This window comes from Bradyrhizobium genosp. SA-3 (genome assembly GCF_004212635.1).
Taxonomy (GTDB): domain Bacteria; phylum Pseudomonadota; class Alphaproteobacteria; order Rhizobiales; family Xanthobacteraceae; genus Bradyrhizobium.
In genome coordinates this window covers 1-22,618 of the sequence record NZ_PSRT01000135.1, presented here as the reverse complement: position 1 = coordinate 22,618, position 22,618 = coordinate 1, and the positions used below count along the sequence as shown (strand labels likewise).

Annotated in this window: 21 protein-coding genes; 14 read left to right on the top strand and 7 right to left on the bottom strand. The window is 64.5% G+C overall.

The window, feature by feature from the left end; translation table 11 throughout:
• Positions 1-76 precede the first annotated feature (76 nt).
• A complete protein-coding gene (locus tag CWO91_RS33790) occupies positions 77-451 on the bottom strand; it encodes a DUF3175 domain-containing protein (protein WP_130219847.1) in 375 nt (124 codons plus the stop codon).
• A gap of 179 nt (positions 452-630) precedes the next feature.
• On the opposite strand from CWO91_RS33790, the gene CWO91_RS33785 reads away from it, so the two are divergent.
• The 7 genes from CWO91_RS33785 to CWO91_RS33755 all read left to right on the top strand — a co-directional run bounded on the left by CWO91_RS33785 (position 631) and on the right by CWO91_RS33755 (position 9,254).
• Positions 631-2,115 carry an MFS transporter gene (locus CWO91_RS33785; RefSeq protein WP_165405904.1) on the top strand — a complete coding sequence of 495 codons (1,485 nt, stop codon included), beginning with the start codon at positions 631-633 and terminating at the stop codon, positions 2,113-2,115.
• A 3-nt stretch (positions 2,116-2,118) separates the two neighbouring features.
• Positions 2,119-2,940, top strand: a complete 822-nt coding sequence (gene otsB / locus CWO91_RS33780) for a trehalose-phosphatase (RefSeq protein ID WP_130219845.1) — start codon at positions 2,119-2,121, stop codon at positions 2,938-2,940.
• A gap of 231 nt (positions 2,941-3,171) precedes the next feature.
• Positions 3,172-4,635: a trehalose-6-phosphate synthase gene (locus CWO91_RS33775; protein WP_130219844.1), complete on the top strand. Its 1,464-nt coding sequence runs from the start codon at positions 3,172-3,174 to the stop codon at positions 4,633-4,635.
• Positions 4,636-4,903: 268 nt separating this feature from the next.
• Positions 4,904-5,605, top strand: a complete 702-nt coding sequence (gene pcaH / locus CWO91_RS33770; RefSeq protein ID WP_130219843.1) for a protocatechuate 3,4-dioxygenase subunit beta — start codon at positions 4,904-4,906, stop codon at positions 5,603-5,605.
• Positions 5,606-6,208: a protocatechuate 3,4-dioxygenase subunit alpha gene (gene pcaG, locus CWO91_RS33765; RefSeq protein WP_130219842.1), complete on the top strand. Its 603-nt coding sequence runs from the start codon at positions 5,606-5,608 to the stop codon at positions 6,206-6,208.
• Between the two features lie 214 nt (positions 6,209-6,422).
• Positions 6,423-8,111 carry a methyl-accepting chemotaxis protein gene (locus CWO91_RS33760; RefSeq protein ID WP_130219841.1) on the top strand — a complete coding sequence of 563 codons (1,689 nt, stop codon included), beginning with the start codon at positions 6,423-6,425 and terminating at the stop codon, positions 8,109-8,111.
• A 78-nt stretch (positions 8,112-8,189) separates the two neighbouring features.
• Positions 8,190-9,254, top strand: a complete 1,065-nt coding sequence (locus tag CWO91_RS33755; protein ID WP_130219840.1) for a phosphotransferase — start codon at positions 8,190-8,192, stop codon at positions 9,252-9,254.
• A 183-nt stretch (positions 9,255-9,437) separates the two neighbouring features.
• Here CWO91_RS33755 and CWO91_RS33750 read toward each other — a convergent pair whose 3' ends face one another.
• The 3 genes from CWO91_RS33750 to CWO91_RS33740 are packed head-to-tail and all read right to left on the bottom strand — an operon-like array spanning position 9,438 to position 12,643.
• On the bottom strand, positions 9,438-10,994 hold the full coding sequence (locus CWO91_RS33750) for an MDR family MFS transporter (RefSeq protein WP_130219839.1): 1,557 nt from the start codon (positions 10,992-10,994) through the stop codon (positions 9,438-9,440).
• Between the two features lie 4 nt (positions 10,995-10,998).
• On the bottom strand, positions 10,999-12,168 hold the full coding sequence (locus CWO91_RS33745; protein ID WP_130219838.1) for an HlyD family secretion protein: 1,170 nt from the start codon (positions 12,166-12,168) through the stop codon (positions 10,999-11,001).
• On the bottom strand, positions 12,161-12,643 hold the full coding sequence (locus CWO91_RS33740) for a MarR family winged helix-turn-helix transcriptional regulator (RefSeq protein WP_130219837.1): 483 nt from the start codon (positions 12,641-12,643) through the stop codon (positions 12,161-12,163). The genes CWO91_RS33745 and CWO91_RS33740 overlap by 8 nt, the downstream gene beginning before the upstream one ends.
• Before the next feature lie 157 nt (positions 12,644-12,800).
• Here CWO91_RS33740 and CWO91_RS33735 point away from each other — a divergent pair, with 157 nt between their 5' ends.
• The 5 genes from CWO91_RS33735 (at position 12,801) to CWO91_RS33715 (ending at position 17,535) form a co-directional block, all read left to right on the top strand.
• Positions 12,801-13,295, top strand: coding sequence for a Fur family transcriptional regulator (locus CWO91_RS33735; RefSeq protein WP_128930768.1), 495 nt, complete (start codon positions 12,801-12,803; stop codon positions 13,293-13,295).
• A gap of 35 nt (positions 13,296-13,330) precedes the next feature.
• The gene (locus CWO91_RS33730) at positions 13,331-14,284 is read left to right on the top strand and encodes a DMT family transporter (protein WP_130219836.1); all 954 of its coding nucleotides are present in this window, start codon (positions 13,331-13,333) and stop codon (positions 14,282-14,284) included.
• 12 nt (positions 14,285-14,296) lie between these two features.
• A complete protein-coding gene (ispG, locus tag CWO91_RS33725) occupies positions 14,297-15,580 on the top strand; it encodes a flavodoxin-dependent (E)-4-hydroxy-3-methylbut-2-enyl-diphosphate synthase (RefSeq protein ID WP_130219835.1) in 1,284 nt (427 codons plus the stop codon).
• A gap of 249 nt (positions 15,581-15,829) precedes the next feature.
• Positions 15,830-16,726, top strand: a complete 897-nt coding sequence (locus CWO91_RS33720) for a TauD/TfdA dioxygenase family protein (protein ID WP_165405903.1) — start codon at positions 15,830-15,832, stop codon at positions 16,724-16,726.
• 110 nt (positions 16,727-16,836) lie between these two features.
• Positions 16,837-17,535 (top strand): N-acetylmuramoyl-L-alanine amidase, encoded by a 699-nt coding sequence (locus CWO91_RS33715; protein ID WP_130219833.1) that lies wholly within the window; start codon positions 16,837-16,839, stop codon positions 17,533-17,535.
• A 104-nt stretch (positions 17,536-17,639) separates the two neighbouring features.
• On the opposite strand, the gene CWO91_RS33710 is transcribed toward CWO91_RS33715, so the two are convergent.
• The 3 genes from CWO91_RS33710 to CWO91_RS33700 form a co-directional block, all read right to left on the bottom strand.
• Positions 17,640-19,247: a Na+/H+ antiporter gene (locus CWO91_RS33710; protein ID WP_130219832.1), complete on the bottom strand. Its 1,608-nt coding sequence runs from the start codon at positions 19,245-19,247 to the stop codon at positions 17,640-17,642.
• 48 nt (positions 19,248-19,295) lie between these two features.
• Entirely contained in the window at positions 19,296-20,150 is an 855-nt protein-coding gene (bla, locus tag CWO91_RS33705) for a class A beta-lactamase (RefSeq protein ID WP_130219831.1), read from the bottom strand.
• 222 nt (positions 20,151-20,372) lie between these two features.
• The gene (locus CWO91_RS33700) at positions 20,373-20,747 is read right to left on the bottom strand and encodes a nuclear transport factor 2 family protein (protein ID WP_130219830.1); all 375 of its coding nucleotides are present in this window, start codon (positions 20,745-20,747) and stop codon (positions 20,373-20,375) included.
• Between the two features lie 95 nt (positions 20,748-20,842).
• Between CWO91_RS33700 and CWO91_RS33695 the strand changes: the two genes are divergently transcribed.
• The gene (locus tag CWO91_RS33695; protein WP_130219829.1) at positions 20,843-21,271 is read left to right on the top strand and encodes a GFA family protein; all 429 of its coding nucleotides are present in this window, start codon (positions 20,843-20,845) and stop codon (positions 21,269-21,271) included.
• 170 nt (positions 21,272-21,441) lie between these two features.
• Positions 21,442-22,618 (top strand): caspase family protein (locus CWO91_RS33690; RefSeq protein WP_208753104.1); only part of this gene is annotated, 1,177 nt, incomplete at its 3' end.

Below are 22,618 nucleotides of genomic sequence, written 5' to 3'. Positions count from 1 at the left end.
CTCTGCGCTCCGCTCCTGACAACGCTGCGCGCTGCCAGGGCTCCGCTTGTCCGGGACGACAGTGGAGATCTGAATCTCAGTCCCGCCCGAACGCCCGCTTCAGCTCCACCTTCGCGCGCTCCAGTCGCGTGCGCTGCGTCTTCGGCAGCGTCTTGCCGGCGCGGTTGATGTAGAACGTTAGCATCGACAGCGCGGAGCGATAGGCGCCGGTCTTGCGACGCGAGCTGTGCTCGGCCGAGCGCTTCAGGGAGCCCGCGATTTTCTTCGGGTCCTTGAGCTTGAACACCCCGCGCTTGAGATCGAGTGCGTCGCTTTCCTTCGTCACACGCTGCGACCATCGCTTCGGTGCTGCGCGGCGGCTTGACCCCTTGCGTGTCGTGCTGGCCTTGCGGCGCGCGGTGCTGCGCGCGCCTGTCTTCCGCGAATGTGTCGTCTTTCTGACCTGAGCCATGCGTCAACTCCTTGCAGCTCCATCGGAAACGGATGTTCTTGGCGGCTGTTCCTATGGGAACCCAGCCTCGTCGCAAACGTTGTCGCAGGTGGCAGGCGGAATGCCGCACCCCCATCGGAACGACCCCGTCCACGTCATGTGAACCGGGGCCGCTTCCATCGATCAGACACAACAACGCGATGGAATTGCAGCAAAGCCCAGCGCTGAATTATGAATCTGCGATCTCGGCGGTGGCGGCGGATCGCGTCGTCGAGACCAGCATTCCCTCGCGCCTCGACGCGCTGCCGTGGAGCGGCTTTCACACACGCGTCGTGCTCGCGCTCGGCATCACCTGGATCCTCGATGGACTCGAGGTGACGCTGGCCGGCGCGCTCTCGGGCGCGCTGAAGCAGAGTCCCTCGCTGCATTTCTCCAATCTTGATCTCGGCATCGCCAATTCCGCTTATCTTGCCGGCGCGGTGCTGGGTGCGCTCGGCTTCGGCTGGCTCACCGACCGCATCGGCCGCAAGAAATTGTTCTTCATCACGCTTGCGCTCTATCTCTCGGCGACGGCTGCGACTGCTCTGTCATGGGATATCGCGAGCTATGCGCTGTTTCGTTTCCTCACCGGCGCCGGCATCGGCGGCGAATACACCGCGATCAATTCGACCATCCAGGAGCTGGTGCCGGCGCGCTATCGCGGCTGGACCGATCTCATCATCAACGGCAGTTTCTGGATCGGCGCTGCGATGGGCGCGGTGGCGGCCATCGTGCTGCTCGATCCTGCCGTGATCGGTCCTGATCTCGGCTGGCGCCTCGCTTACCTGATCGGCGCGACCGTAGGCCTCGTCGTGCTCTTGATGCGGATGTGGATTCCGGAGAGTCCGCGCTGGTTGATGATCCACGGCCGTCCCGACCAGGCGCATGCCATCGTTGACGAGATCGAGCGCTCGGTGATCGGACAAGGCCAGGATGTGAGCGACGGGCGCTTTGCGAAGATCCGTCTGAAGATGCGCGATCACACGCCGATCCCCGAGGTCGTGCACACGCTGTTCTCGGCCTATCGTCAGCGCGCGCTGGTCGGCCTCGTGCTGATGAGCGCGCAGGCGTTCTTCTACAACGCCATCTTCTTCACCTTCGCGCTGGTGCTGACCGATTTCTACGGCATCAGCGCTGATCACGTCGGCTGGTATCTGCTACCCTTCGCCGCCGGCAACTTCCTCGGTCCGCTGCTGCTCGGCCGCCTGTTCGACACGCTCGGCCGCCGCACCATGATCGTGTTCACCTATGGCGTATCGGGCTTGTTGCTGGCGCTATCAGGCTATCTGTTCTCGATCGGCGCGCTCAGTGCGCAGGGGCAGACCGTGGCCTGGATGGTGATCTTCTTCTTCGCCTCGCCGGCCGCGAGCGCGGCCTATCTCACCGTCAGCGAGAACTTTCCCTTGGAGGTCCGCGCGCTGGCGATCGCGGTGTTCTATGCGGTCGGCACCGGCATCGGCGGCGTGATCGGGCCGGCGCTGTTCGGCGCGCTGATCGACACGGGGTCACGCACCAGCGTGTTCGCCGGCTATCTGCTGGGGGCAGTCCTGATGATCGCGGCTGCGATCGTGGCGTGGCGCTATGCCGTCTCGGCGGAGCGCAAATCGCTCGAACAAATCGCGCGGCCGCTTGCCTTTATGGAGTAGACTATGAAATCGGAACTTGCGGAAATGGCTTTGGACGAGAAGCTCACCATCCCTGGTGACGACGAGACGCCGGAAACGGTGCCGGTGCCGCATGCGCTCGTGCCGCATCTGAACGAGACCGCGATCCTGCTCGACATCGACGGCACGCTGCTCGACCTGATGCCGACGCCGCGCGAGGTGTGGGTGCCGCCGGGGCTGTCGGACACGCTCAACCATCTGGTGGAACGCACCTCCGGCGCGCTGGCACTGGTCAGCGGCCGCTCGCTCAACGACATCGACCTGATCTTCGCGCCCGATGTGTTTCGCGCTGTCGCCGGTCACGGCGCCGAGATGCGGCTGTCGGTGGACAGCGAAGCCGATGACGTCCACGCGCCGCCGCTGGACAAGGAGCTGAAGCGGCGGCTGGCTGCGATCGCCAAGCTCAGCCCGGGCATTCTGCTCGAGGACAAGGGTTATTCGCTGGCACTGCATTACCGCCTTGCGCCGCATGCGGAGAAGGCGATCTACGAATCCGTGTCGCTGATCCGCGCCGATCTGCCCAATGCGCCGATCGAGGTGCTGCCTGGCAAATTCGTCTGCGAGATCAAGCATTCCGGCTTCACCAAGGCGAGCGGCGTGCGCGAATTGATGAAGCATGAGCCGTTCAGGGGACGTCGTCCTCTGTTCATCGGTGACGACGTCACGGATGAGACCGTGTTCGCGATCATGCCTGATATGGACGGGCTCGCCTTCTCGGTCGGCCGCCGCGCCATGGGTGTGAATGGTCACTTCGATGCGCCGAGCGATGTGCGTGCGTTCCTTGCGCGCCTGCTCGATCCGAGGTGAAACGAAGGCAGCGCCACTTCGCGGACATAATGCCCGGCAGTATCGTTGCGCATCGCAATGCATGCTGCGCAACACAAATCGCAAAAAGCTGATGAATTGTCGGGTTCCGCGACGGAAGCCAGTTCCAACGCGCACGCCCGATTTTGGTTTCAATTCGTTGAAACGATGATCCGGAACCATATTGATGAACGGCAGTTAAACGGGCTGGAATGAAACAGGAGGGGACGACCTGTGAACTTAGTTGTCGTTTCAAATCGCGTCGCGCGCGGCAAACCCAATGAACCCATGACGGGCGGCCTCGCGGCGGCCTTGCTGCCGGTGGTGGAACATTCGGGGGCCATTTGGGTGGGTTCTTCAGGCCGCGTGCGTGATGGCCATCAGAAGGAACCGTTCGCCGAGATCGAAGCACTGGGTTCGGGCGCGATTGCGACGCTGGATCTGCCGGCGGCACATTACGGCGGCTATTACGAAGGCTTTGCCAATTCGGCGCTGTGGCCGGCGCTGCATTCGCGCAGCGATCTGATCCGCGTCTCGCGCGAGGACTATGTCAGCTATCGCGAGGTCAACGCCTTCATGGCGCGCGCCTTGATGCGTTTTCGAAAAGCAAAAACCGCGTTCTGGGTGCAGGATTATCATTTTCTCGCGCTCGGCGCAGAACTGCGTAGTCTCGGCGTCGGCGATCCCATCGGTTTCTTTCTTCATACGCCATGGCCCGTCGCCGCGGTGGTGCAGGGCGTGCCCAATCACCGCGAGCTGATCACGGCGATGCTGGCCTACGATCTGCTCGGCTTCCAGACCAATGAGGACTGCCAGAACTTCCTCGCTTATGTCGGCGGCGAGCTCGGCCTCGCCATCGAGGACGGTGTTGCGATCTCTCAGCATGGCCGCACGCGCTGTGAAGTGTTTCCGATCGGCATCGATGCGGAAAAATTCGCGCAATATGCGGCGAAGTCGGTCTCGCATCCCGACGTGTCGCGGCTGCGGCGCAGCCTCAATGGCGAGCGCCTCGCGATCGGCGTCGACCGCCTCGACTATTCGAAAGGCCTCGTCAACCGCATCAGTGCATTCGACCGGCTCTGGACGGAGCATCCGCAGTTTGCGCGCAGCATCTCGCTGCTCCAGATCGCGAACCCCTCGCGGGGTGGCATCGAGGCCTATGGCAACCTCCAGAACGAGGTCGCGCGCCTCGTCACCGACGTCAACGGTCGTCACGGCGAAGTGGACTGGACGCCGATCCGCTATTTGAACAAGGGTTTTAGCCAGGCCGTGCTCGCTGGCCTCTACCGCACGGCGCAAATCGGCGTGGTGACGCCGCTGCATGACGGCATGAACCTCGTCGCCAAGGAATACGTCGCCGCGCAAAACCCGGCCGATCCCGGCGTGCTGGTGCTATCGAAGTTCGCCGGCGCGGCCAACGAGCTCGACACCGCCTTGATGGTCAATCCGCACGACATCGACGGCATGGCGCGCGCGATCGCGGTCGCGGCCTCGATGCCGCTCACCGAGCGCAAGATGCGCTGGGACGCGATGATGAAGAAGCTGCGCGGCCACACTATCCAGCAATGGTCGACCGACTTCGTGGCTGAGCTCGAGAAATGCCGGACCGAGAAGGCCGCCGTCGCCCCGCTCGCAGCGCAGCCGCCGCAGGCGTTGCGCTGGCTGAAGTCGGCGATATCAGGCGTGCGATTGATCTAGTTCTGCTCCCTCGCCCGGTTTTTACGGGGAGAGGGTCGAGGTGAGGGGCTGGTTTCCCACGTGATTTGTCGAAGGATCTGTACCCCCTCGCCCGGATCGCGCCGGACGATGCATCGCCTCGCCGGGGTGATCCGACCTGTCCCCGCAAGCGCGGTGAGGTGAAGAAAGCAAGCCCGCGAAACCCGCTTCCCCAAATTAGTTATATCCTATAATGATTGGCGGAAGCGTTGACCGGCCGGTCCATAATGGCCGGGGAGGAGTTCGCCAAATGACATTCATCTATCCCACGGACAGCAACAAGGCGCATCCGCTGCCGCTGTCGCCCGACTACAAGAGCTCGATCAAGCGCGCGCCGAACAAGCCCTTGATTCCGATGCGCCACACCCTGTCGGAGCTGACCGGTCCGGTCTATGGCCACGAGACCGTGCGCGAGGGCGACAATGATCTGACCCGTCAGCACAGTGGCGAGCCGCTCGGCGAGCGCATCATCGTGCACGGCCACGTCCGCGACGAGGACGGCCGCGGCGTGCCGAACTCGCTGGTCGAGATATGGCAGGCCAATTCCTGCGGCCGCTATGTCCATGTCCGCGACCAGCATCCGGCGCCGCTCGATCCAAATTTCACCGGCGCCGGCCGCACCCAAAGCGATGCCTCCGGTTACTACCGCTTCGTCACCATCAAGCCGGGCGCTTATCCCTGGGGCAATCATCACAATGCGTGGCGGCCCGCGCACATCCACCTGTCGGTCTTCGGCCATTCCTTCGTCACGCGCCTCGTGACGCAGATGTACTTCCCGAACGATCCGCTGTTTCCGTTCGACCCGATCTTCAATTCGGTGCCGGACGAGAAGGCGCGGGCGCGGATGGTCTCCTCGTTCGATCTCGAGAACACAAAGCCGGAATGGGCGCTGTGCTACCGCTTTGACATCGTGCTGCGCGGCCAGAACGCCACGCCTATGGAGAACCATTAAGTGCAGGATTCTGTGAAGCCCAACGGTATCACCCCATCGCAAACCGTCGGCCCGTTCTTCAAGTACGGCCTGACGCCGAACGGCGAATACGCCTGGAACGACGCGTTCACCAACTCGACGCTCACCCCCGACGTCTCCGGCGACCGTATCCGCATCGAGGGCCGGGTGTTCGACGGTGATGGCGTCGCCGTGCCGGATTGCATGCTGGAGATCTGGCAGGCGGATGCGCAAGGACGCTTTGCCGACCCGCAGGACAAGCGCGCTTTGCCGAATGCGAGCTTCCGCGGCTTTGCCCGCTGCGGCACCGACAAGGACGGTAATTACGCGTTCGAGACCATCAAGCCGGGCGCGGTGCCCGACCCCGAGGGCAAGCCGCAGGCGCCGCACATCCTCCTTGCGGTGTTCGGGCGCGGCATGCTCAGGCATCTCTATACCCGCATCTATTTCAGCGACGAGGCCGGCAACGCCGCCGACCCCGTGCTGGCGCTGGTGCCCACTGAGCGCCGCGCCACGCTGGTTGCGACGCGCGAGGCCGGCAAGGCGGTCTACCGCCTCGACCTGCGGCTCCAGGGCGACGACGAGACGGTGTTCTTCGACGTTTAACTCCCGCCTCGTTCCGGATCCGCGCGTGCCTGAGGCGCGCTGGTCCGGGACAACTGAGGGGGCGGGGTATCAGAAGTCGCCCCACACCGTTTTCCCGTAGTTTCCCGTAATTCCCCGGAGTTCCTGGCGCGCAATTTCTGCGCGTAGCAATCCCGTGTTTACCGCAGTCGTTTAGGATCCATTTGGATTTCGACGTGCGGCATCGGATTGTTCCATGAAAATTCGTCTTTCACTTTCCACTGCAATCATTGCATTCGGCATCGTCCTGGCCCTCGGTTTCACGGCCGTGGTCTCCACCAGTCTCTATACGCTACGCGAGCTCAAGGTCGGCGGCCCGCTCTATTCCGACATCAAGCTCGGCAACGACCTCATTGCCGACATCCTGCCGCCGCCGGAATATGTCATCGAAGCCTATCTCGAGGCCACGCTCGCCATGCACGAGCCGGACCAGCTTGCCGCCCATGGCGAGCGCCTGGTCCAGCTCCGCAAGGATTACGACGAGCGCAAGGCATTCTGGGTCTCCTCCAGCCTCTCGGCAGATCTGAAGACCGCGCTGGTGTCGAAATCCGATGCCGAGGTGCAGAAATTCTGGAAGGCGTCCGACCAGCTCCTGCCGGCCCTCAAGGCCAAGGACGCGGCCGTTTCCGAGCGCGCCTATGCGCAGCTCAAGGACGCCTACACCGCGCATCGCACCGTCATCGACAGCATCGTCGAGAACGCCAACAAGCAGAATGCCGCCATGGAGAAGCTGGCCGCGGACCGCGACAGCTCGATGCTCTACATCCTCCTCGGCGTCTCCGCCGCAGTCCTCGCCTTCATTGCCGCAGGCCTGCTCGGCGTTGCACTCGGCGTGGTGCGCCCGATCGTGCGCATGACTGACACGATGCAGAAGCTCGCGACCGGCGATCTCGCCGCGGACATTCCTTTCGCGCACCGCCGGGACGAGGTCGGCTCGATGGCCGGTGCGCTCCTGGTGTTCAAGCAGGCGGCGGTCGAGAATTCCCGCCTGCGCGAGGAGCAGTTGCGGCAGGAACAGGAGGCCGCGCTCGCCAAGCGCGGCGCCCTGCAGCAGATGGCCGAAACCGTCGAACGCGAGACCGGCCGATCGGTCGACACCGCGAGCGCGGCGACGCATGGCGTGGAGCGCGCCGCCACCAGCCTGTCCGAGATCGCAAGTTCGCTCTCCGCGCAGTCGCAGGCGGTCGCCGCGGCCTCCACCCAGGCGCTCGGCAGCTCGCAGACAGTCTCGGCTGCGGCCGAAGAGCTGAGCGCCTCGATCCGCGAGATTGCGAGCCAGGTCGCGCGAACCAGCACGGTTACCAAATCTGCGGTCGCCGGCCGCGAGCAGGCGCGCTCGACCATCCAGGCGCTGGCCGGTTCGGTGAAGAAGATCGCCGAGGTCTCCGACCTGATCGGCGGCATCGCCGGCCAGACCAACCTGCTCGCGCTCAACGCCACGATCGAGGCGGCGCGCGCCGGCGAAGCCGGCCGCGGCTTCGCGGTGGTCGCCGCCGAAGTGAAATCGCTGTCCGATCAGACCGCCAAGTCCACCGAGGAGATCGGGCGGCTGATTGCCGAAATCCAGACCTCGACGCAGGCCGCGGTCGATGCCGTCGAGACCATGGGAGGCCACATCGTCGAGATCGACGGCGTCGCGACCTCGGTTGCCGCCGCGATGGAAGAACAGGACGCCGCGACGCGGGAGATCACGCGGTCGATCTCCGAATCGGCGTCCGCGGCACAGGAGGTCTCGGCCAAGATCGGCAATGTCAGCCGCGACGCCGCCTCGGTGAACGAGCGCGCCGCGGAGGTCAGGCAGGCGATCGCCGGCATGGCGGCCAATCTCGAACAGCTGCGGTCGGTGGTGGTGCAGACCGTATGGGACTCGACCGCCGCGGCTTGAGCGGGCGCGGAGTCAGCCGCAGGTAGTAGCCGGGAGCGTGATCGTGCAATATGGTGCGGGACAGGGGCATCGTGGTTCATGACAACTCCACAATTGCCGGCGGTCGTTGAGCCGGCCCACCTCACGGCTGCGTTGCGCAGGGCCGGCGCGCTGGATGCTGGTGCCGTGCGTGAGGTGAAGGTGCTGCATCGGCGCGACACCGTCGTGTCACATATCATCCGGCTTGGCCTGCGCTATGTCGGCGAGTCCGCTGGCGCCCCGCAGTCGCTGATCCTGAAGACCGCGCATGCCGCCTTCGCCAAGACGCTCGCAAATGGCGGCCGGAACGAAGTCGCGTTCTACACGCAGCTTGAGCCAGAAACGCCGCGGGGTCTCGTGCCGCGTTGCTTCGACGGACGTTTTGACGGGGACGGCCTCACCTGGCATCTCCTGCTCGAGGACCTCACCGACAGCCATGAGATTGCAACCCAATGGCCGCTGCCGCCGTCGCGAGAGCAGGCAACGGCGATCGTGACGACACTCGCGCGCTGGCACGCGGCGTGGTGGGACCACGATAGCTTCGGCGATACTGTCGGCACTTGGATGAGCACCGACGACAGTGCGAAGCTGATGGAGACCTTCGCCGGTCACTACGATCGTTTCGCCGATCTCCTCGGCGACCGCCTCAGCGAGGAGCGGCGCATCCTCTTCCGCCGCTTCATCGAGCAGTCGGACCGGTTGTTCGAGCGTTATCATTCGCGCCGGCATGTCACCATCGCTCATGGCGACGCCCATATCTGGAATTTCCTGTTGCCGCGCACAGGCGTTGCCGACACCGTTCGCATCTTCGATTTCGACCAGTGGCGCATCAACGTGCCGACCGGTGACCTCGCCTACATGATGGCGACGCAATGGTATCCGGACCGCCGGCAGGCACTCGAGCGGCCCCTGCTCAACCTCTATCACGAGACGCTCATTCAGCACGGTGTCACCGGCTACACGCGCGGCGCGCTCGACCAGGACTATCGCCGGTCGGTGCTCTGGCACATCACCAAGCCGGTCTGGCAATGGAGCGTCAACATCCCGCCGCTGATCTGGTGGAATAACCTGGAGCGGGTGATGATGGCGGTCGAGGATCTGGGGTGTGAGGAGTTGTTGGGATAGGCGGTGCGAATGAGGCGCGGCGGCGGTCCCACATTCTCGGTGTCGTCCCGGCGAAGGCCGGGACCCATACTCCCAGGGAGAGCTTGTAGCGCGAGCTGCCAACTCCGAGTCTTCGCCAAACTCAATTTTGTGGTTATGGGTCCCGGCCTTCGCCGGGACGACGACAGAGAGGGACGACGGCACCTACTCCATCACCGCGTGCTCCGGCCCCGCGGCCTGCTTGCGCAGTGTGGCCTTGGTCGAGCCGATCAGCAAAGCGAGCGGGATGGTGCAGAGGATGAAGACCATCACCAGCTGGTAATCGTGCGCGAAGGCGATGATCTGCGCCTGCACGCTGACCATTCGGTCGGCCATGGCGCGGCCGGCGTCGGTGGAGAGATTGATCATGCCGCTGACGCTGGGCATCTGGAGCGCGTGGTTGAACGGGTTGATGTGCTCGGAGAGGATCGCGTAGGTCCGCCGCGTTCCCTGCGTCAGCTCGGCGATGACGACGGAAATGCCGACCGAGCTCGCGACGTTGCGCATCAGGGTCAGCATCGCGGTGCCGTCGGTGCGCAGATCGTTCGACAGCGTCAGGAACGCCACGGTCGAGAGCGGCACGAAGACGAGGCCGAAGCCGAAGCCCTGGATGACGCTGACGGTGACGATCTCCGGCACCTGGGTCAGGTCGGTCCAGCCGGTCATCTGGAACAGCGAGCCTGCAGTCAGCGCCAGCCCTGTGATGATCAGCGTGCGCGCCTCGAAATAGCGCATCATGCGGCCGACAAGCATCATGGCGAAAAAGGTGCCCAAGCCGCGGCTCGCCAGCAGCAGGCCGGCGGTGATGATGGGATAGCCGATCACGTTCTGCATGTAGGGCGAGGCCAGCGCCATCGTCGAGAACAGCACGAGCCCCATCACGATCATGAACACGCAGCCGGTGACGAAGTTGCGATCCCGAAACAGCGCGAAGCGGATGAACGGCGTCGAAGTCGTGAAGGAATGCGCGAGGAAGAAGTAGAAGGCGATGGCGGAGACGATGAACTCCGCCAGGATCTCGTTGGATTCCAGCCAGCCCAACTGCTCGCCGCGGTCGAGCGCGAGCTGAAGCGCGCCGATCGCGATCGCCAGCGCAGCGAAGCCGAACCAGTCGAATTTGAGGCTGAAATCCTTCCGGGTCTCGTCCATGAAGACGATCAGCCCGAGCACGGTGATGGCGCCGAACGGCAGGTTGACGAAGAACACCCAGTGCCAGGAATAGGTCTCGGTCAGCCAAGCGCCCAGCGACGGGCCCATGATCGGGCCCATCATCACGCCCATGCCCCAGATCGACATCGCCTTGGCGCGCTCCTGGAGCGTGTAATAGTCCAGCATCACCGATTGCGACAGCGGCACCAGGGCGGCGCCGAACAAGCCTTGCAGCAGGCGGAACAGCACCATCTGGTTGATGTCCTGCGCGAGGCCGCACAGCACCGACGCCATGGTGAAGCCGGCCGAGCAGATGATGAAGATGCGCTTGCGGCCGAAGCGGTTGGCGATCCAGCCCACCGGCGCCGTCATGATCGCGGCGGCGACGATGTAGGAGGTCAGCACCCAGTTGATCTGGTCCTGCGAGGCCGAGAGCGTGCCCTGCATGTAGGGCAAAGCGACATTGGCGATGGTGGTGTCCAGCGCCTGCATGATGGTCGCGGTCATGGCGCAGATCGTCACCATGTTCCGGCGCAGGCCGGGGACCATCAAGCTGGCATTGGGGCCGGACATCGGATCAGTCCTTGTCGTGGTCTTGGCCCGCGGTCGCCGACAGGCCAAACAGGCCGGCGAGTGAGCGCCGGTGGCCGGTGTCGATGGTGGCGTAGACGCTCATGCCGGCCTTCAGCTTCCGCACATATTTGTCGGTCTCGTCGAAATAGATCCTGACAGGCACGCGCTGCACCACCTTGACGAAATTGCCGGTGGCGTTCTGCGGCGGCAGGATCGCGAATTGCGCGCCGGTACCGGGCGAGAGCGAGCCGATCTTGCCCTTGAAGACGTGGTTCGGGAACGCGTCGACCTCGAGCGTAACCGGCTGTCCTTCGGTGACGTAGGTGAGGTCGCTCTCCTTCGGATTGGCGTCGACCCAGGGATGCGCGACGTCGATGATGGAGAACACGGGCGTGCCGGCGGCAACGTAACGGCCAAGCTGGATCTGCTCGACCTGCGTCGCCACGCCGTCCATCGGCGCGCGCAGCACGGTGTGGTCGAGGTTGCGCTGGGCATCGTCCAGCTTGGCCTTCGCCTGCGCGTAGGGTGGGAATTGCTCCAGCGGCAACGCGGGATCGCCGAGCAATTGCGTCTTGGCATTGGAGAGCTGCTGCTTGATGAATTGCGCCTGCGCGCCCGCGGTGACCAACGCATTCGCCGCGTTGTCGAGATCGAGCTGGGAGCCGTAATTGTTCTTCACCAGCGCCTGCTTGCGCTCAACGTCGCGCTGCTTGAGGTCGACGCCCTGCTTCGCGAGGTTGAGCATGTCGCCGTAGATCTTGATGTTGGCAACGAGGTTGTCGTAGGTCGTGCGGGCCTGTGCGAGCTGCGCCTTGGCTTCATCCACCGCGTGACGGAAGGGAACGGGGTCGATCTCGAACAGCTCGTCGCCTTGCTTGACGACCTGGCCTTCTTTCACGACCACCTTCTGGATCTTGCCGGAGATGTCGGGCGTCACCAGCACCTTCTGCGCGCCGACATAGGCGTCATCGGTGCCGACATAGCGGCCGCCATGCAGATAGAAGGTGATGCCGCCGATGGCGACGATGACAGGCAGGACGACCAGAAGCAGGAAGCGGCGATAGCGGCGCAGGCCCGCCACCAGGCGGCGGCGCGGATCGCTGCCGGCTTTCTTCGTCGGCTTGCCGCTGTCGCTCTTCTGCTCGGGCTGGAACTTGAGGACCTGATCAGCCATAGCGCTGCTCCCTACGCGCTTGGTCCGCGCCACTGGTCTGGGTCGCGTTCCGCACGTTTTCCTTGATTGTTTCGAGTTGGGTGAGGAGGCGGTGCGCATCAGCCGGGGCGATGCCATCGAGCGCATTGGCGGTGATTTCGGACCGGAGCCCGCTCATCCGGCCGAGCAGCTGCCGGCCCGCCTTCTTCAGGTACAGGCGCTTGACCCGGCGGTCCGAGGCGTCGCTGCGGCGTTCGATCCAGTCATTGTCGCAGAGCTTGTCGATCAGGCGCGTCAGCGTGATCGGCTGCACCTCCAGGAGCTCGGCGAGCTCCGACTGCTTCATGCCCTCGCTGCGCTCCACCTTGGCCAGCACCGCCCATTGCGCGCGGGTGATGCCGAAGCGCGACGCCTCCTTGTCGGCATAGACGCGCAGCAGGCGGTAGAGCTCGGAGAGCGTGAACAGGAAGTTCTGGTCGACAGACCCGCGGGTCATGAGCTTTGTCTCCAATGAGCCTGCAATATAATAAGCAAGCTTATGATTATTCCAGGGCGGATTGATGCGACGCTGTCCCGCAGCGAGAGCATGGCTGACGGCCATCCGAAGTGTCGCGCTTTGGGTTCCCTCGCCGAAATGCTAGAAGATGGGCCGCATGACCCTCGCAAAGCCGGCATTCCCCGCGCCTGACCACGATCACGGCCGCTGCACTGCGGATGCGCTGGCGCATGCCGAACAGGTCTGCGAGCAGCGCGCGCAGAAATTCACGCCGATACGCCGTCAGGTGCTCGGGGCGCTGCTCTCCAGCCACCGTCCGCTCGGCGCCTATGAGGTGATCGACGAACTCGCCAAGTCGATGGCGCGACCGGCGCCGATCACGGTCTATCGTGCCCTCGATTTCTTGATGGCCAACGGCCTCGTGCATCGCATCGAGAGCCGCAATGCCTATCTCGCCTGCGCCGCCCATGACCACGACGCGACCTCGGCCGTCGCGTTCCTGATCTGCGAGCGCTGCGGCCTGGTCGGCGAGATTCCGTCGGCCTCCTTCGCCAAGGATCTCAATGCCGCCGCGCGCAGCTCAGGCTTCGCCCCCAAATTGTCCGTGGTGGAGATCACGGGCGTCTGCACCCATTGTCAGAAAGCTGCTTAAAGCAACAACGGCACAAAGCCGGTATTCGGGAAGAGATGTCCTCGCCACAAGCCATACCATCCGCCGCACGTCCCCTCAGTGCCGGCGCCATCGCCCTGATGCTGATGCTGTGCCTGACTTGGGGGTTCAACCAGATTGCGGTGAAGCTGGTACTGCCGGACATCCCGCCGATGCTCCAGGCCACGATCCGCTCGATGGGTGCGCTGCCGGTGCTGTTCATCATCGGCACCCTGCGTGGCGTCAATTTCTTCGAACGTGACGGCACCTGGAAGCCCGGCCTCATCGCCGGACTGATGTTCGGCATCGAGTTCGTTCTGATCTTTCAGGGCTTGCGCTTCACGCCGGCGTCGCGCGCGGTCGTGTTCCTCTACACCGCCCCGTTCTTCGTCGCGCTCGGCTCCTACCAGGTGCTCGGCGAGCGGCTCGGTGCCACGCAATGGCTGGGGCTTGCCGTGAGCTTTGCCGGCGTCGCGCTCGCCATCGGCGTGCCGCAGCCGGATGTCGATGCCAAGGTGTTGCTCGGCGACCTCATGATCGTCGGCGGCGCCGCGCTGTGGGCGGCGACCACGCTGGTCGCCAAGGGCACGCGGCTGCGCTTCGCCGCGCCCGAGAAGGCGCTGGGCTACCAGGTCGCGACCTCGATCCCGATCCTGGGCCTGGCGGCTTGGCTGTTCGGCGAATCCATCACGCACACACCTGCGCCACTGTCCCTCGCCCTCATGGCCTTCCAGGCGATCTGGGTGGTTGGAACCACGTTCACGCTTTGGTTCGCGCTGGTGAAGGCTTATTCGGCCAGCAAATTGTCGGCTTTTACCTTCATCACCCCTTTGTTTGGCGTGGTCGGTAGCTATTTCATCATGCACGACACCTTAAGCCTGACATTCGGGGCCGCCGCGGTCCTTGTAATTGCTGGGCTTTTTCTGGTTAACCGTCCGAGCCAAACGGCTGCGGCGCCGCGCGATGCATTGCTGAACGTCACCAAAACCTGATATTTGGACCCCATGAACAAGCTCGAAAACACCATCGATTCCGACCTCGCGGGCCCCGCGCCCCGGCACAAGACCACCCAGGTCAAGGTCGGCGACGTCTCAGTGGGCGGCGGTGCGCCGATCGTCGTGCAGTCGATGACCAACACCGACACCGCCGACGTCGACGGCACCATCGCCCAGGTCGCAGCGCTCGCGCGCGCCGGCTCCGAAATGGTCCGCATCACCGTGGACCGCGAGGAAGCTGCTGCCGCCGTTCCGCACATCCGCGACGGCCTCGCCAAGCGCGGCATCACCACGCCCTTGATCGGTGACTTCCACTATATCGGCCACAAGCTGCTTGCGGCCTATCCGGCCTGCGCCGAGGCGCTCGCCAAATACCGCATCAATCCCGGCAATGTCGGCTTCAAGGACAAGCGCGACACCCAGTTCGCCGACATCATCGAGATCGCGAACAAGAACAACAAGCCGGTGCGCATCGGCGCCAATTGGGGCTCGCTCGACCAGGAACTCCTCACCAAGCTGATGGATGAGAACGCGGCCTCGGCCAATCCGCGCGACGTGCGCGCGGTGACGCGCGAGGCCATGGTGCAGTCGGCGCTCTTGTCGGCCGCGCGCGCCGAAGAGCTCGGCATGCCGAAGAATCGCATCATCCTCTCGGCCAAGGTCTCGGCGGTGCAGGATCTGATCGCGGTCTACCAGGATCTCGCCAGCCGTTCCGACTATGCCATCCATCTCGGTCTGACCGAGGCCGGCATGGGCTCGAAGGGCATCGTGGCATCCTCGGCCGCGCTCGGCATCCTTTTGCAGCAGGGCATCGGCGATACCATCCGCATCTCGCTGACGCCGGAGCCCGGCGGCGACCGTACCCGTGAGGTGCAGGTCGGCCAGGAGCTGCTCCAGACCATGGGCTTCCGCACCTTCGTGCCGCTGGTCGCGGCCTGTCCCGGCTGCGGGCGCACCACCTCGACCACGTTCCAGGAGCTGGCCCGCTCGATCCAGGATTTCATCCGCGACGAGATGCCGACCTGGAAGACGAAATATCCCGGCGTGGAAGAGCTCAACGTCGCGGTGATGGGCTGCATCGTCAACGGCCCCGGCGAATCCAAGCACGCCAATATCGGCATCTCGCTTCCCGGCACCGGCGAGGCGCCAGCCGCCCCGGTGTTCGTCGACGGCAAGAAGTTCCGCACCTTGCGCGGGCCCACGATCTCCGCCGACTTCAAGGCGCTCGTGATCGACTACATCGACCAGCGCTACGGCCAGGGCGCCAAGGTGCCGGTGACCGCGGCGGAGTAGTTTTCTCTACTCTCGCCCCACACTCAGCGGTCGTCCCGGCCTAGTGCGCAATTGCGCACGGGGGGCCGGGACCCATAACCACAGGGAGTGGTTATGGCGCGAGATGGTGGCTCCAAGTCTTCGCCAAATCCAGTTCGGTGGTTATGGGTCCCGGCCTTCGCCGGGACGACGGCTGTGTTTGCGGTGCAGATTGCACATCCATCACCGCGCGCTACCATGCTCTCAATCAAAACGATCGGGAGACACGCCATGAGTTCACTCGCCGGAAAGCAGGGTCCGCGCTATCGGCACACCGCCGATGACGGCGCCCCTTATGAGACCATCGCGGTCGAAAAGCTCACGCCCATCATCGGCGCGGAAATCTCCGGCGTCGACATCGGCAGGCTCGTCGAGGGCGATACCCGCTCCAACCGGCAGATGGACGAAATCCACCGCGCGCTCGCCGAAAATCTCGTGATCTTTTTCCGCGATCAGCACATCACGCCCAAACAGCATCTCGCCTTCGGCCGCAAGTTCGGCGAGCTGCATTTTCATCCGGCCGCACCGCATGAGGACGAAGACCCGGCGCTGATGAGGATCTATGCCGACAAGGACTCGCCGCGCGCCAATGGCGAGGGCTGGCATTCGGATGTGTCCTGCGATCTCGAGCCGCCGATGGGCTCGATCCTCTACATCAAGCAATGTCCGCCGCGCGGTGGCGACACGCTGTTCGCCAACATGTACGCGGCCTATGACGCCCTCTCGGATCGCATGAAGGCCTATCTCGACGGGCTCACCGCGCTGCATGACGGCGAGCCGATCTATCGCGGCCTCTACGCCAATTACGGCGTGGCCGACCGTCCCTCCTATCCGCATGCCGAGCACCCGGTGGTGCGCACGCATCCGGTCACGGGCAGGAAGGCGCTCTACGTCAACCGCGGCTTCACCCGCCACATCAACGGCATCCCGCGCGACGAGAGCGACGCGATGCTCGTCTATCTCTACCAGCACGCCGAGAACCCGCTGTTCCAGTGCCGCTTCCGCTGGACCGAGAATGCCATCGCCTTCTGGGACAACCGCTGCACCCAGCACCGCGCGATGTGGGACTACTGGCCGCACACGCGCTCCGGCACGCGCGTGACGGTGAAGGGGGAGCGGCCGGTGTGAGGAGGTCGTGGCGCTCCATCGCCGCTATCGCCATTTCGCTGATCCCGTTCTTGCTCTTGTCGGTTGACGATAGCCATGCGGCCAGGACGCGGAAGGCTGCAAAGACGCAAATGCGGGCGGCTGCGCCGGCCAAATGCGAGATGCCGAAATTCCGGATCGTCGTGGATGTCGGCCACACCCCGGACTCCTACGGCGCGTTGAGCGCGCGCAATGATCCGGAGTTCGGCTTCAACTTCCGTCTCGCAAGTCTGATCGCGGCAAAACTCAAGTCCGAAGGCTTTGCCGCAACCCGCCTGCTCGTCACGGACGGCAAGGCGAGGGCGAGCCTGTTCAAGCGCGTCGGTGTCGCGAATGACGGCCGGGCCGATCTGTTCCTCTCGGTCCATCACGATTCGGTGCCGGACAAGCTGCTCGAGAGCTGGGAATTCGACGGCGCCAACAGCTATTTCAGCGACCGCTTTTCGGGGCATTCGCTGTTCGTGTCGCACCAGAATCCGCACTTCGCCACCAGCCTGTTGCTGGCCCGGATGATCGGCAGGCAGTTGAAGGAGCAGGGCCTGCACTATGCGAGGCAATACACCCTTCCGGTGATGGGCCGCTACCGGCACCAGCTGCTCGACAAGGACTTCGGCGTCTACCGCTACGACGGTCTCGTCGTGCTCTCGCGGACGAGAAGCGCCGCGGTGCTGCTCGAGGCCGGCTCAATCATCAACCGCGACGAGGAGATGGAGATGAATTCGTCGGAACGGCAGGAGATCATTGCGGGAGCCGTGGCAGCGGCGGTCGGGGAGTTTTGCGAAAGGCGATAGCTGGCCACAGTGCTTCAGCCCGTCATTGCGAGCGCAGCGAAGCAACCCAGAGTCTTCCCGCGGCGGCAGTCTGGATTGCTTCGCTGCGCTCGCAATGACAAAAACTACAGCGGCGCGCCCCGATACTCCCTGTTTGCCAAACTCGCCTCCTCCAGATCGAGATCCCGCTCGATCCGCCGCCGCGTCTCGTCGGTGATCTGACCGTCGCGCAAGAGGTCGTGGATGAATTTGCGCTCGGCGACGATCAGCTCCCGGGTCAGTGCGATGCCGGCGGCGGAGACGTCGTGGTGGGTGGGATCGAGCAAATCCGGAAGCTGGTTGATGCGGATCTCGTGGCGGGCGCGAAGGAGCCGCATCACCTCGTCAGATACCTCGTTCTCCGCGGTCAGCGCGTCGAGCGACCTCAGTGCGGCGTCGAGCGCCTGGCGTCGCGCCGCGATCTCGGCCTCGTGCTCGCTGACATGCTCGTTGCGGCCGGCCTCGGCAATGCCGAGCCAGCGCACCACTGGCGGCAGCGTCAGGCCGACGCCGATCAGCGTGATGAAGATGACGCCGAAGGCGACGAACAGAATCAGGTCACGGTACGGAAATGCTTCGCCGCCCGGAAGCGTGAACGGCAGCGCCAGTGCCGCCGCCAGCGACACCGCGCCGCGCACGCCGGTGAAGGCGAGCGTGAACGCCCATTGCCAGGGCGGCGACGGATCGCGCTCGCGCAGCGATTTGCTGAGCATCCGCGGCAGATAGGTCGCGGGATAGAGCCAGGCGAAGCGCGCGATCACGACGATCACCAGAACCACAGCGGTCGCGATCATGATGTCGTCGAGCGGAAAGGCCTTCGACTTCTCGTAAAGCGCCCGCATCTGGAAGCCGGTGAGCAGGAACAAGAGGCCCTCGATCAAATAGATCACGAGGTCCCAGAAGAAGATGCCCTGCAGGCGCGTCGCGGAAGAAATCAGCAGCGGGCCGTTCCAGCTCACATAAAGACCGCAGGCGACCGTCGCGATCACTCCGGAGCCGCCGACATGCTCGGGCAGCCAGTAGGAGACGTAGGGCGTGATCAGCGACAGCGTGAGTTCGACCTGTGGATCCCCCGACCATTTGCGGAAACGCAGGGAAAGCCACCCCACTCCGATGCCAAAGGCGATCTCGCCGGCGATGATGAGAAGGAATTCGCCGGCCGCCAGCGGCAGCGAGAAATGCCCGACCATGATCGCGGCGAGCGCAAAGCGGTAGAGGATCAACGCGGTGGCATCGTTGGCGAGCCCTTCGCCCTCGAGCACGACCAGGATTCGGCGCGGCATGTGCAGCCGGCGCGCGATCGCGAGCGGCGCCACGACGTCGGGCGGCGCGACGATGGCCCCCAACAGGAAGCCAACGGTCCAAGGCAGGCCGATCATGTAATGCGTGGCGGCCGCCACCATGGCCGCAGTGAAGATCACCGCACCGACCGCGAGCAGCACGATCGGGCGCAAATTCTTCTTGAACTCGCGCCAGCTCATGGCGACGCTTGCCGAGTAGATCAGCGGTGGCAGCACCATCAGCAGCACCAGCTCCGGCGGCAGTTCCACCGACGGCATGCCCGGCACGAAGGCGAGGCCGACGCCCGCCAGCATCAGCAGGATGGCGGGGGCGACGTTGAAGCGGCGTGCGGTCAGCGCCACGCCTGCCAGCACGGCCAGCAGGATGAGAAAGGTCTGAAACTTCGCTTCCATGACGGTCTGTCTTGACCCGGAAGCGACTGCTGCGTCAATGCGCGCGGCTCACGCCAGCCGCTCGGCCATCCGCCCGATCCGCGCGAACGCCGCCGCGATCTGCGCGGCGCTCGGCGTGCCGCCCTGGGTATAGGCCGCGATCAGGATCGGGGTATCCGGCCGCGGCCACACCACCGCGATATCGCCCGATGCGTCCTTGCCGTTGTTGCCGGTCTTGTCGCCGATCTTCCAGCCTGCGGGCAGGCCGCCGCGCAGCCGGTTTGCGCCGGTCTTGCAGTTCACCATCCATTCGGTGAGTTGCGCGCGCGAGGTCGGCGACAATGCTTCCCCCAGCACCAGGCGGCGCAGGTTTCCGGCCATCGCCGCCGGCGTCGTGGTGTCCCGGGGATCGCCCGGCCGGGAGCGGTTGAGTTCGGGCTCGTTGTGGTCGAGCCGCGAGGTGGTATCGCCGATCGATCGCCAGAACGTGGTGAGCGCGGCCGGCCCGCCGATTCGCGCCAGCAGCAGATTGGCGCAAGTGTTGTCGCTGAGCTCGACGATCGCCTTGCACATTTCAGTGACAGACATTGCGCCGGCCGCGAGATTTTGTTTGGCGACCGGCGCGTACTCCAAGAGGTCGGCCTGGCCGTAGGGAATTATGGCCGCAAGCTGCTCCTCGCCGCGATCGACCCGCGCCAGCACACAGGCGGCGAGCGAGGCCTTGAATGTCGAGCACATGACGAACCGTTCGTCGGCGCGCCAGGCGAGCTTTGCGCCGGTCGCGAGGTTCTCCGCATAGACGCCGATCCGCCCGCCGCTCTCGCGTTCGTATGCTTCGAGCTCAGGCGGCGCGTCCGCGGCCAGTGCGGGAGGAGCGGCCATCCAGCACAGCGAGGCGAGCAGGGAGCGACGGTCGAGCAGCATGGGGGACTTTCGGGCGAGTGTGGCAGGAAGATGTAGCCTATGCTTCATCCGCACCGTCATTGCGAGCGCAGCGAAGCAATCCAGAGTCTCTCCGCGGAGGGATTCTGGATTGCTTCGTCGCAAGGGCTCCTCGCAATGACGTGTGGCGAGACTTGGGCCCGCACTGACGGAGAATGGAAGAGAGCGAGTCCGAATTCGGGCAGCGGAGGGTCGAGAGACCCCTCACTCCCTCAGGTCGTACCGATAAGACTTCGACACGATCTGCCAGCCGTCGGCGAGTTTCATCGCCACCAAATAGTCGGTGAAATAGCGCGGCGGCAATTGGCACCGGACCTTGATGAAGGCGGTCTTGTCATCCGAACGGTCGATGGTGACGATGAAATCCTCGCGCGGCTTGCCTTCGGCCTTGCCGGAGGGGCGCTTGCGCACGCGGTCGAGCCAATCCGGCACGGTCAGCACCTGCAATTCGCCCTTCTCGACCCAGCGCAGGTCGGCGGAGGGATGGAAGATGGCGCCGAGCTTTTCGGCGTCGCCCTCATAGAGACCGTCAAAATAGGATTGCACGACGGCTTCGACACTTGAACGATTTGGGCTCATGGGTCATCCCTTCGAATGATGGCTTGGGGCGAACTTAGTCGTGCGCATCAAAATGCGCTATGGGTGTCTGTCGCCAATTGCGCGAGGACGCTGAAATGACCGCATCAGAGAAATCGAACGCCCGTATCCTGATCGGCGAATGCTATTGCCGCACCGTGCGCTTCGAGGTGGCGGATGCGTTCTCCTATGCGATGAACTGCCACTGCTCGAACTGTCGCCGCACCACCGGCGCCGCCTTCAAGCCGTTCGCCGGTATCGCCCAGGACCAGCTCCGCATCGTCAGGGGCGGCGACCAGCGGATCATGTTCGGCGACGACACCACCCATGACGCGCATTGTGCCCGGTGCGGCTCGCTGCTCTATTCCCGGGTGCGTGGAGGAGCATGGGTCCATGTTGCCATGGGAACCCTGGTCGATACCCCTTCGATCCGGCCGAGCGCCCACATTTTCGTGGGCTCGAAGGCGCCCTGGCACGAAATCACGGACAATCTGCCGCAATATCGGGAGCACATCGGGGTTGTCTGAGGGAACCCGATCCTCCCGGCGAACTCGCGATCCCGCTGGTGCGACAAACAAAAGTGGCCTTTCGGCTTGTCGTTGGCACCCTTCGTGACCTCCATCACAAGCGCCCGCGCTGGATCTTGCTAAAGCGGTCCCAAAGGGCCCAAGCGGCCCCGAATTTCGGAAGTCGTGTCATGCGCAATTTGCTCAGACTTTGTCCGCTTCTCCTCGCCCTCGCGCTGCTGCTCGGCACTGATCCGGCTTTCGCCGGCAAGCGCGTTGCGCTGGTGCTCGCCAATTCGGCCTATCAGCATGCGCCGTCGCTGGCCAACCCCGTCAATGACGGTTCGGTGATGGCGAAGACGCTGAAGGAGGCCGGCTTCGATGTCGTCGAGTCCCGGCACGATTTGTCGGCGCTGGATACGCGGCGGGTGCTCCGCGACTTCGCGGATGCGACCCGCGATGCCGACATCGCCGTGGTTTACTATGCCGGCCACGGCATCGAGGTCGAAGGCTCCAACTATCTGATCCCCGTCGATGCCAAGCTCGAGCGCGACACCGACGTTTACGACGAGGCGCTTTCGCTCGATCGCATCCTGGTCGCGGTTGAGCCCGCAAAGCAGCTCCGTCTGGTGATCCTGGATGCTTGCCGCGACAATCCGTTCGGCAAGAGGATGAAGCGCACGATTGCCTCGCGCGGCATCGGCCGGGGCCTCGCCCAGGTCGAGCCGACCAGCCCCAACACGCTGATCGCCTATTCGGCCAAGGCCGGCTTCACGGCGCAGGACGGCGACGGCGCCAACAGCCCGTTCACGGTGGCGCTGTCGAAGCATCTGACGACGCCCGGCCTCGACGTCCGCCGTGCCTTCGGCTTCGTGCGCGACGACGTGCTCAAGTCGACCGGCAACAAGCAGGAACCGTTCGTCTATGGCTCCCTCGGCGGCGAGGATGTTCCGCTCGTGCCGGTGGCTGCGGCCGCGCCTGCGGCGAACCCGCAGGCCGATATCCGCCGCGATTACGAGCTCGCGCTCCAGGTCGGCAACAGGGCGGCATGGGATGCCTTCCTCGCCCAGCATCCCGACGGTTTCTATGCGAGCCTTGCCAAGCTTCAGCTCGAGAAGATCGGCGCCGAGCAGGCTCATGCCGCGGCGATCGCGAAGGCGAAGCAGGCCGAGGCCGAGCGCGATCGTCTCGCCGCCCTCGGTGCCCAGAAGGATGCGCAGGTCAAGGCTGCGGCCGATGCGAAAGCCGCCGAACAGGCGCAGCTTGCCGCCCAGAAAGCGAAGGAGCAGGTGCAGCAGCAGGCCGCCGCGGCTGAGCAGCAGCGCGTCAACCTCGCCGCTGCGGCACCGGGCGCTGCGCCGGCCAGCA

What these genes read in the sequence shown, in the direction of transcription:
- CWO91_RS33790 (WP_130219847.1), bottom strand. Translation starts at nt 451, where the DNA reads ATGGCTCAGGTCAGAAAGACGACACATTCGCGGAAGACAGGCGCGCGC.
- CWO91_RS33785 (WP_165405904.1), top strand. Translation starts at nt 631, where the DNA reads ATGGAATTGCAGCAAAGCCCAGCGCTGAATTATGAATCTGCGATCTCG.
- otsB (WP_130219845.1), top strand. Translation starts at nt 2,119, where the DNA reads ATGAAATCGGAACTTGCGGAAATGGCTTTGGACGAGAAGCTCACCATC.
- pcaH (WP_130219843.1), top strand. Translation starts at nt 4,904, where the DNA reads ATGACATTCATCTATCCCACGGACAGCAACAAGGCGCATCCGCTGCCG.
- CWO91_RS33760 (WP_130219841.1), top strand. Translation starts at nt 6,423, where the DNA reads ATGAAAATTCGTCTTTCACTTTCCACTGCAATCATTGCATTCGGCATC.
- CWO91_RS33755 (WP_130219840.1), top strand. Translation starts at nt 8,190, where the DNA reads ATGACAACTCCACAATTGCCGGCGGTCGTTGAGCCGGCCCACCTCACG.
- CWO91_RS33750 (WP_130219839.1), bottom strand. Translation starts at nt 10,994, where the DNA reads ATGTCCGGCCCCAATGCCAGCTTGATGGTCCCCGGCCTGCGCCGGAAC.
- CWO91_RS33745 (WP_130219838.1), bottom strand. Translation starts at nt 12,168, where the DNA reads ATGGCTGATCAGGTCCTCAAGTTCCAGCCCGAGCAGAAGAGCGACAGC.
- CWO91_RS33740 (WP_130219837.1), bottom strand. Translation starts at nt 12,643, where the DNA reads ATGACCCGCGGGTCTGTCGACCAGAACTTCCTGTTCACGCTCTCCGAG.
- CWO91_RS33735 (WP_128930768.1), top strand. Translation starts at nt 12,801, where the DNA reads ATGACCCTCGCAAAGCCGGCATTCCCCGCGCCTGACCACGATCACGGC.
- CWO91_RS33730 (WP_130219836.1), top strand. Translation starts at nt 13,331, where the DNA reads ATGTCCTCGCCACAAGCCATACCATCCGCCGCACGTCCCCTCAGTGCC.
- ispG (WP_130219835.1), top strand. Translation starts at nt 14,297, where the DNA reads ATGAACAAGCTCGAAAACACCATCGATTCCGACCTCGCGGGCCCCGCG.
- CWO91_RS33720 (WP_165405903.1), top strand. Translation starts at nt 15,830, where the DNA reads ATGAGTTCACTCGCCGGAAAGCAGGGTCCGCGCTATCGGCACACCGCC.
- CWO91_RS33715 (WP_130219833.1), top strand. Translation starts at nt 16,837, where the DNA reads ATGCGGGCGGCTGCGCCGGCCAAATGCGAGATGCCGAAATTCCGGATC.
- CWO91_RS33710 (WP_130219832.1), bottom strand. Translation starts at nt 19,247, where the DNA reads ATGGAAGCGAAGTTTCAGACCTTTCTCATCCTGCTGGCCGTGCTGGCA.
- bla (WP_130219831.1), bottom strand. Translation starts at nt 20,150, where the DNA reads ATGCTGCTCGACCGTCGCTCCCTGCTCGCCTCGCTGTGCTGGATGGCC.
- CWO91_RS33700 (WP_130219830.1), bottom strand. Translation starts at nt 20,747, where the DNA reads ATGAGCCCAAATCGTTCAAGTGTCGAAGCCGTCGTGCAATCCTATTTT.
- CWO91_RS33695 (WP_130219829.1), top strand. Translation starts at nt 20,843, where the DNA reads ATGACCGCATCAGAGAAATCGAACGCCCGTATCCTGATCGGCGAATGC.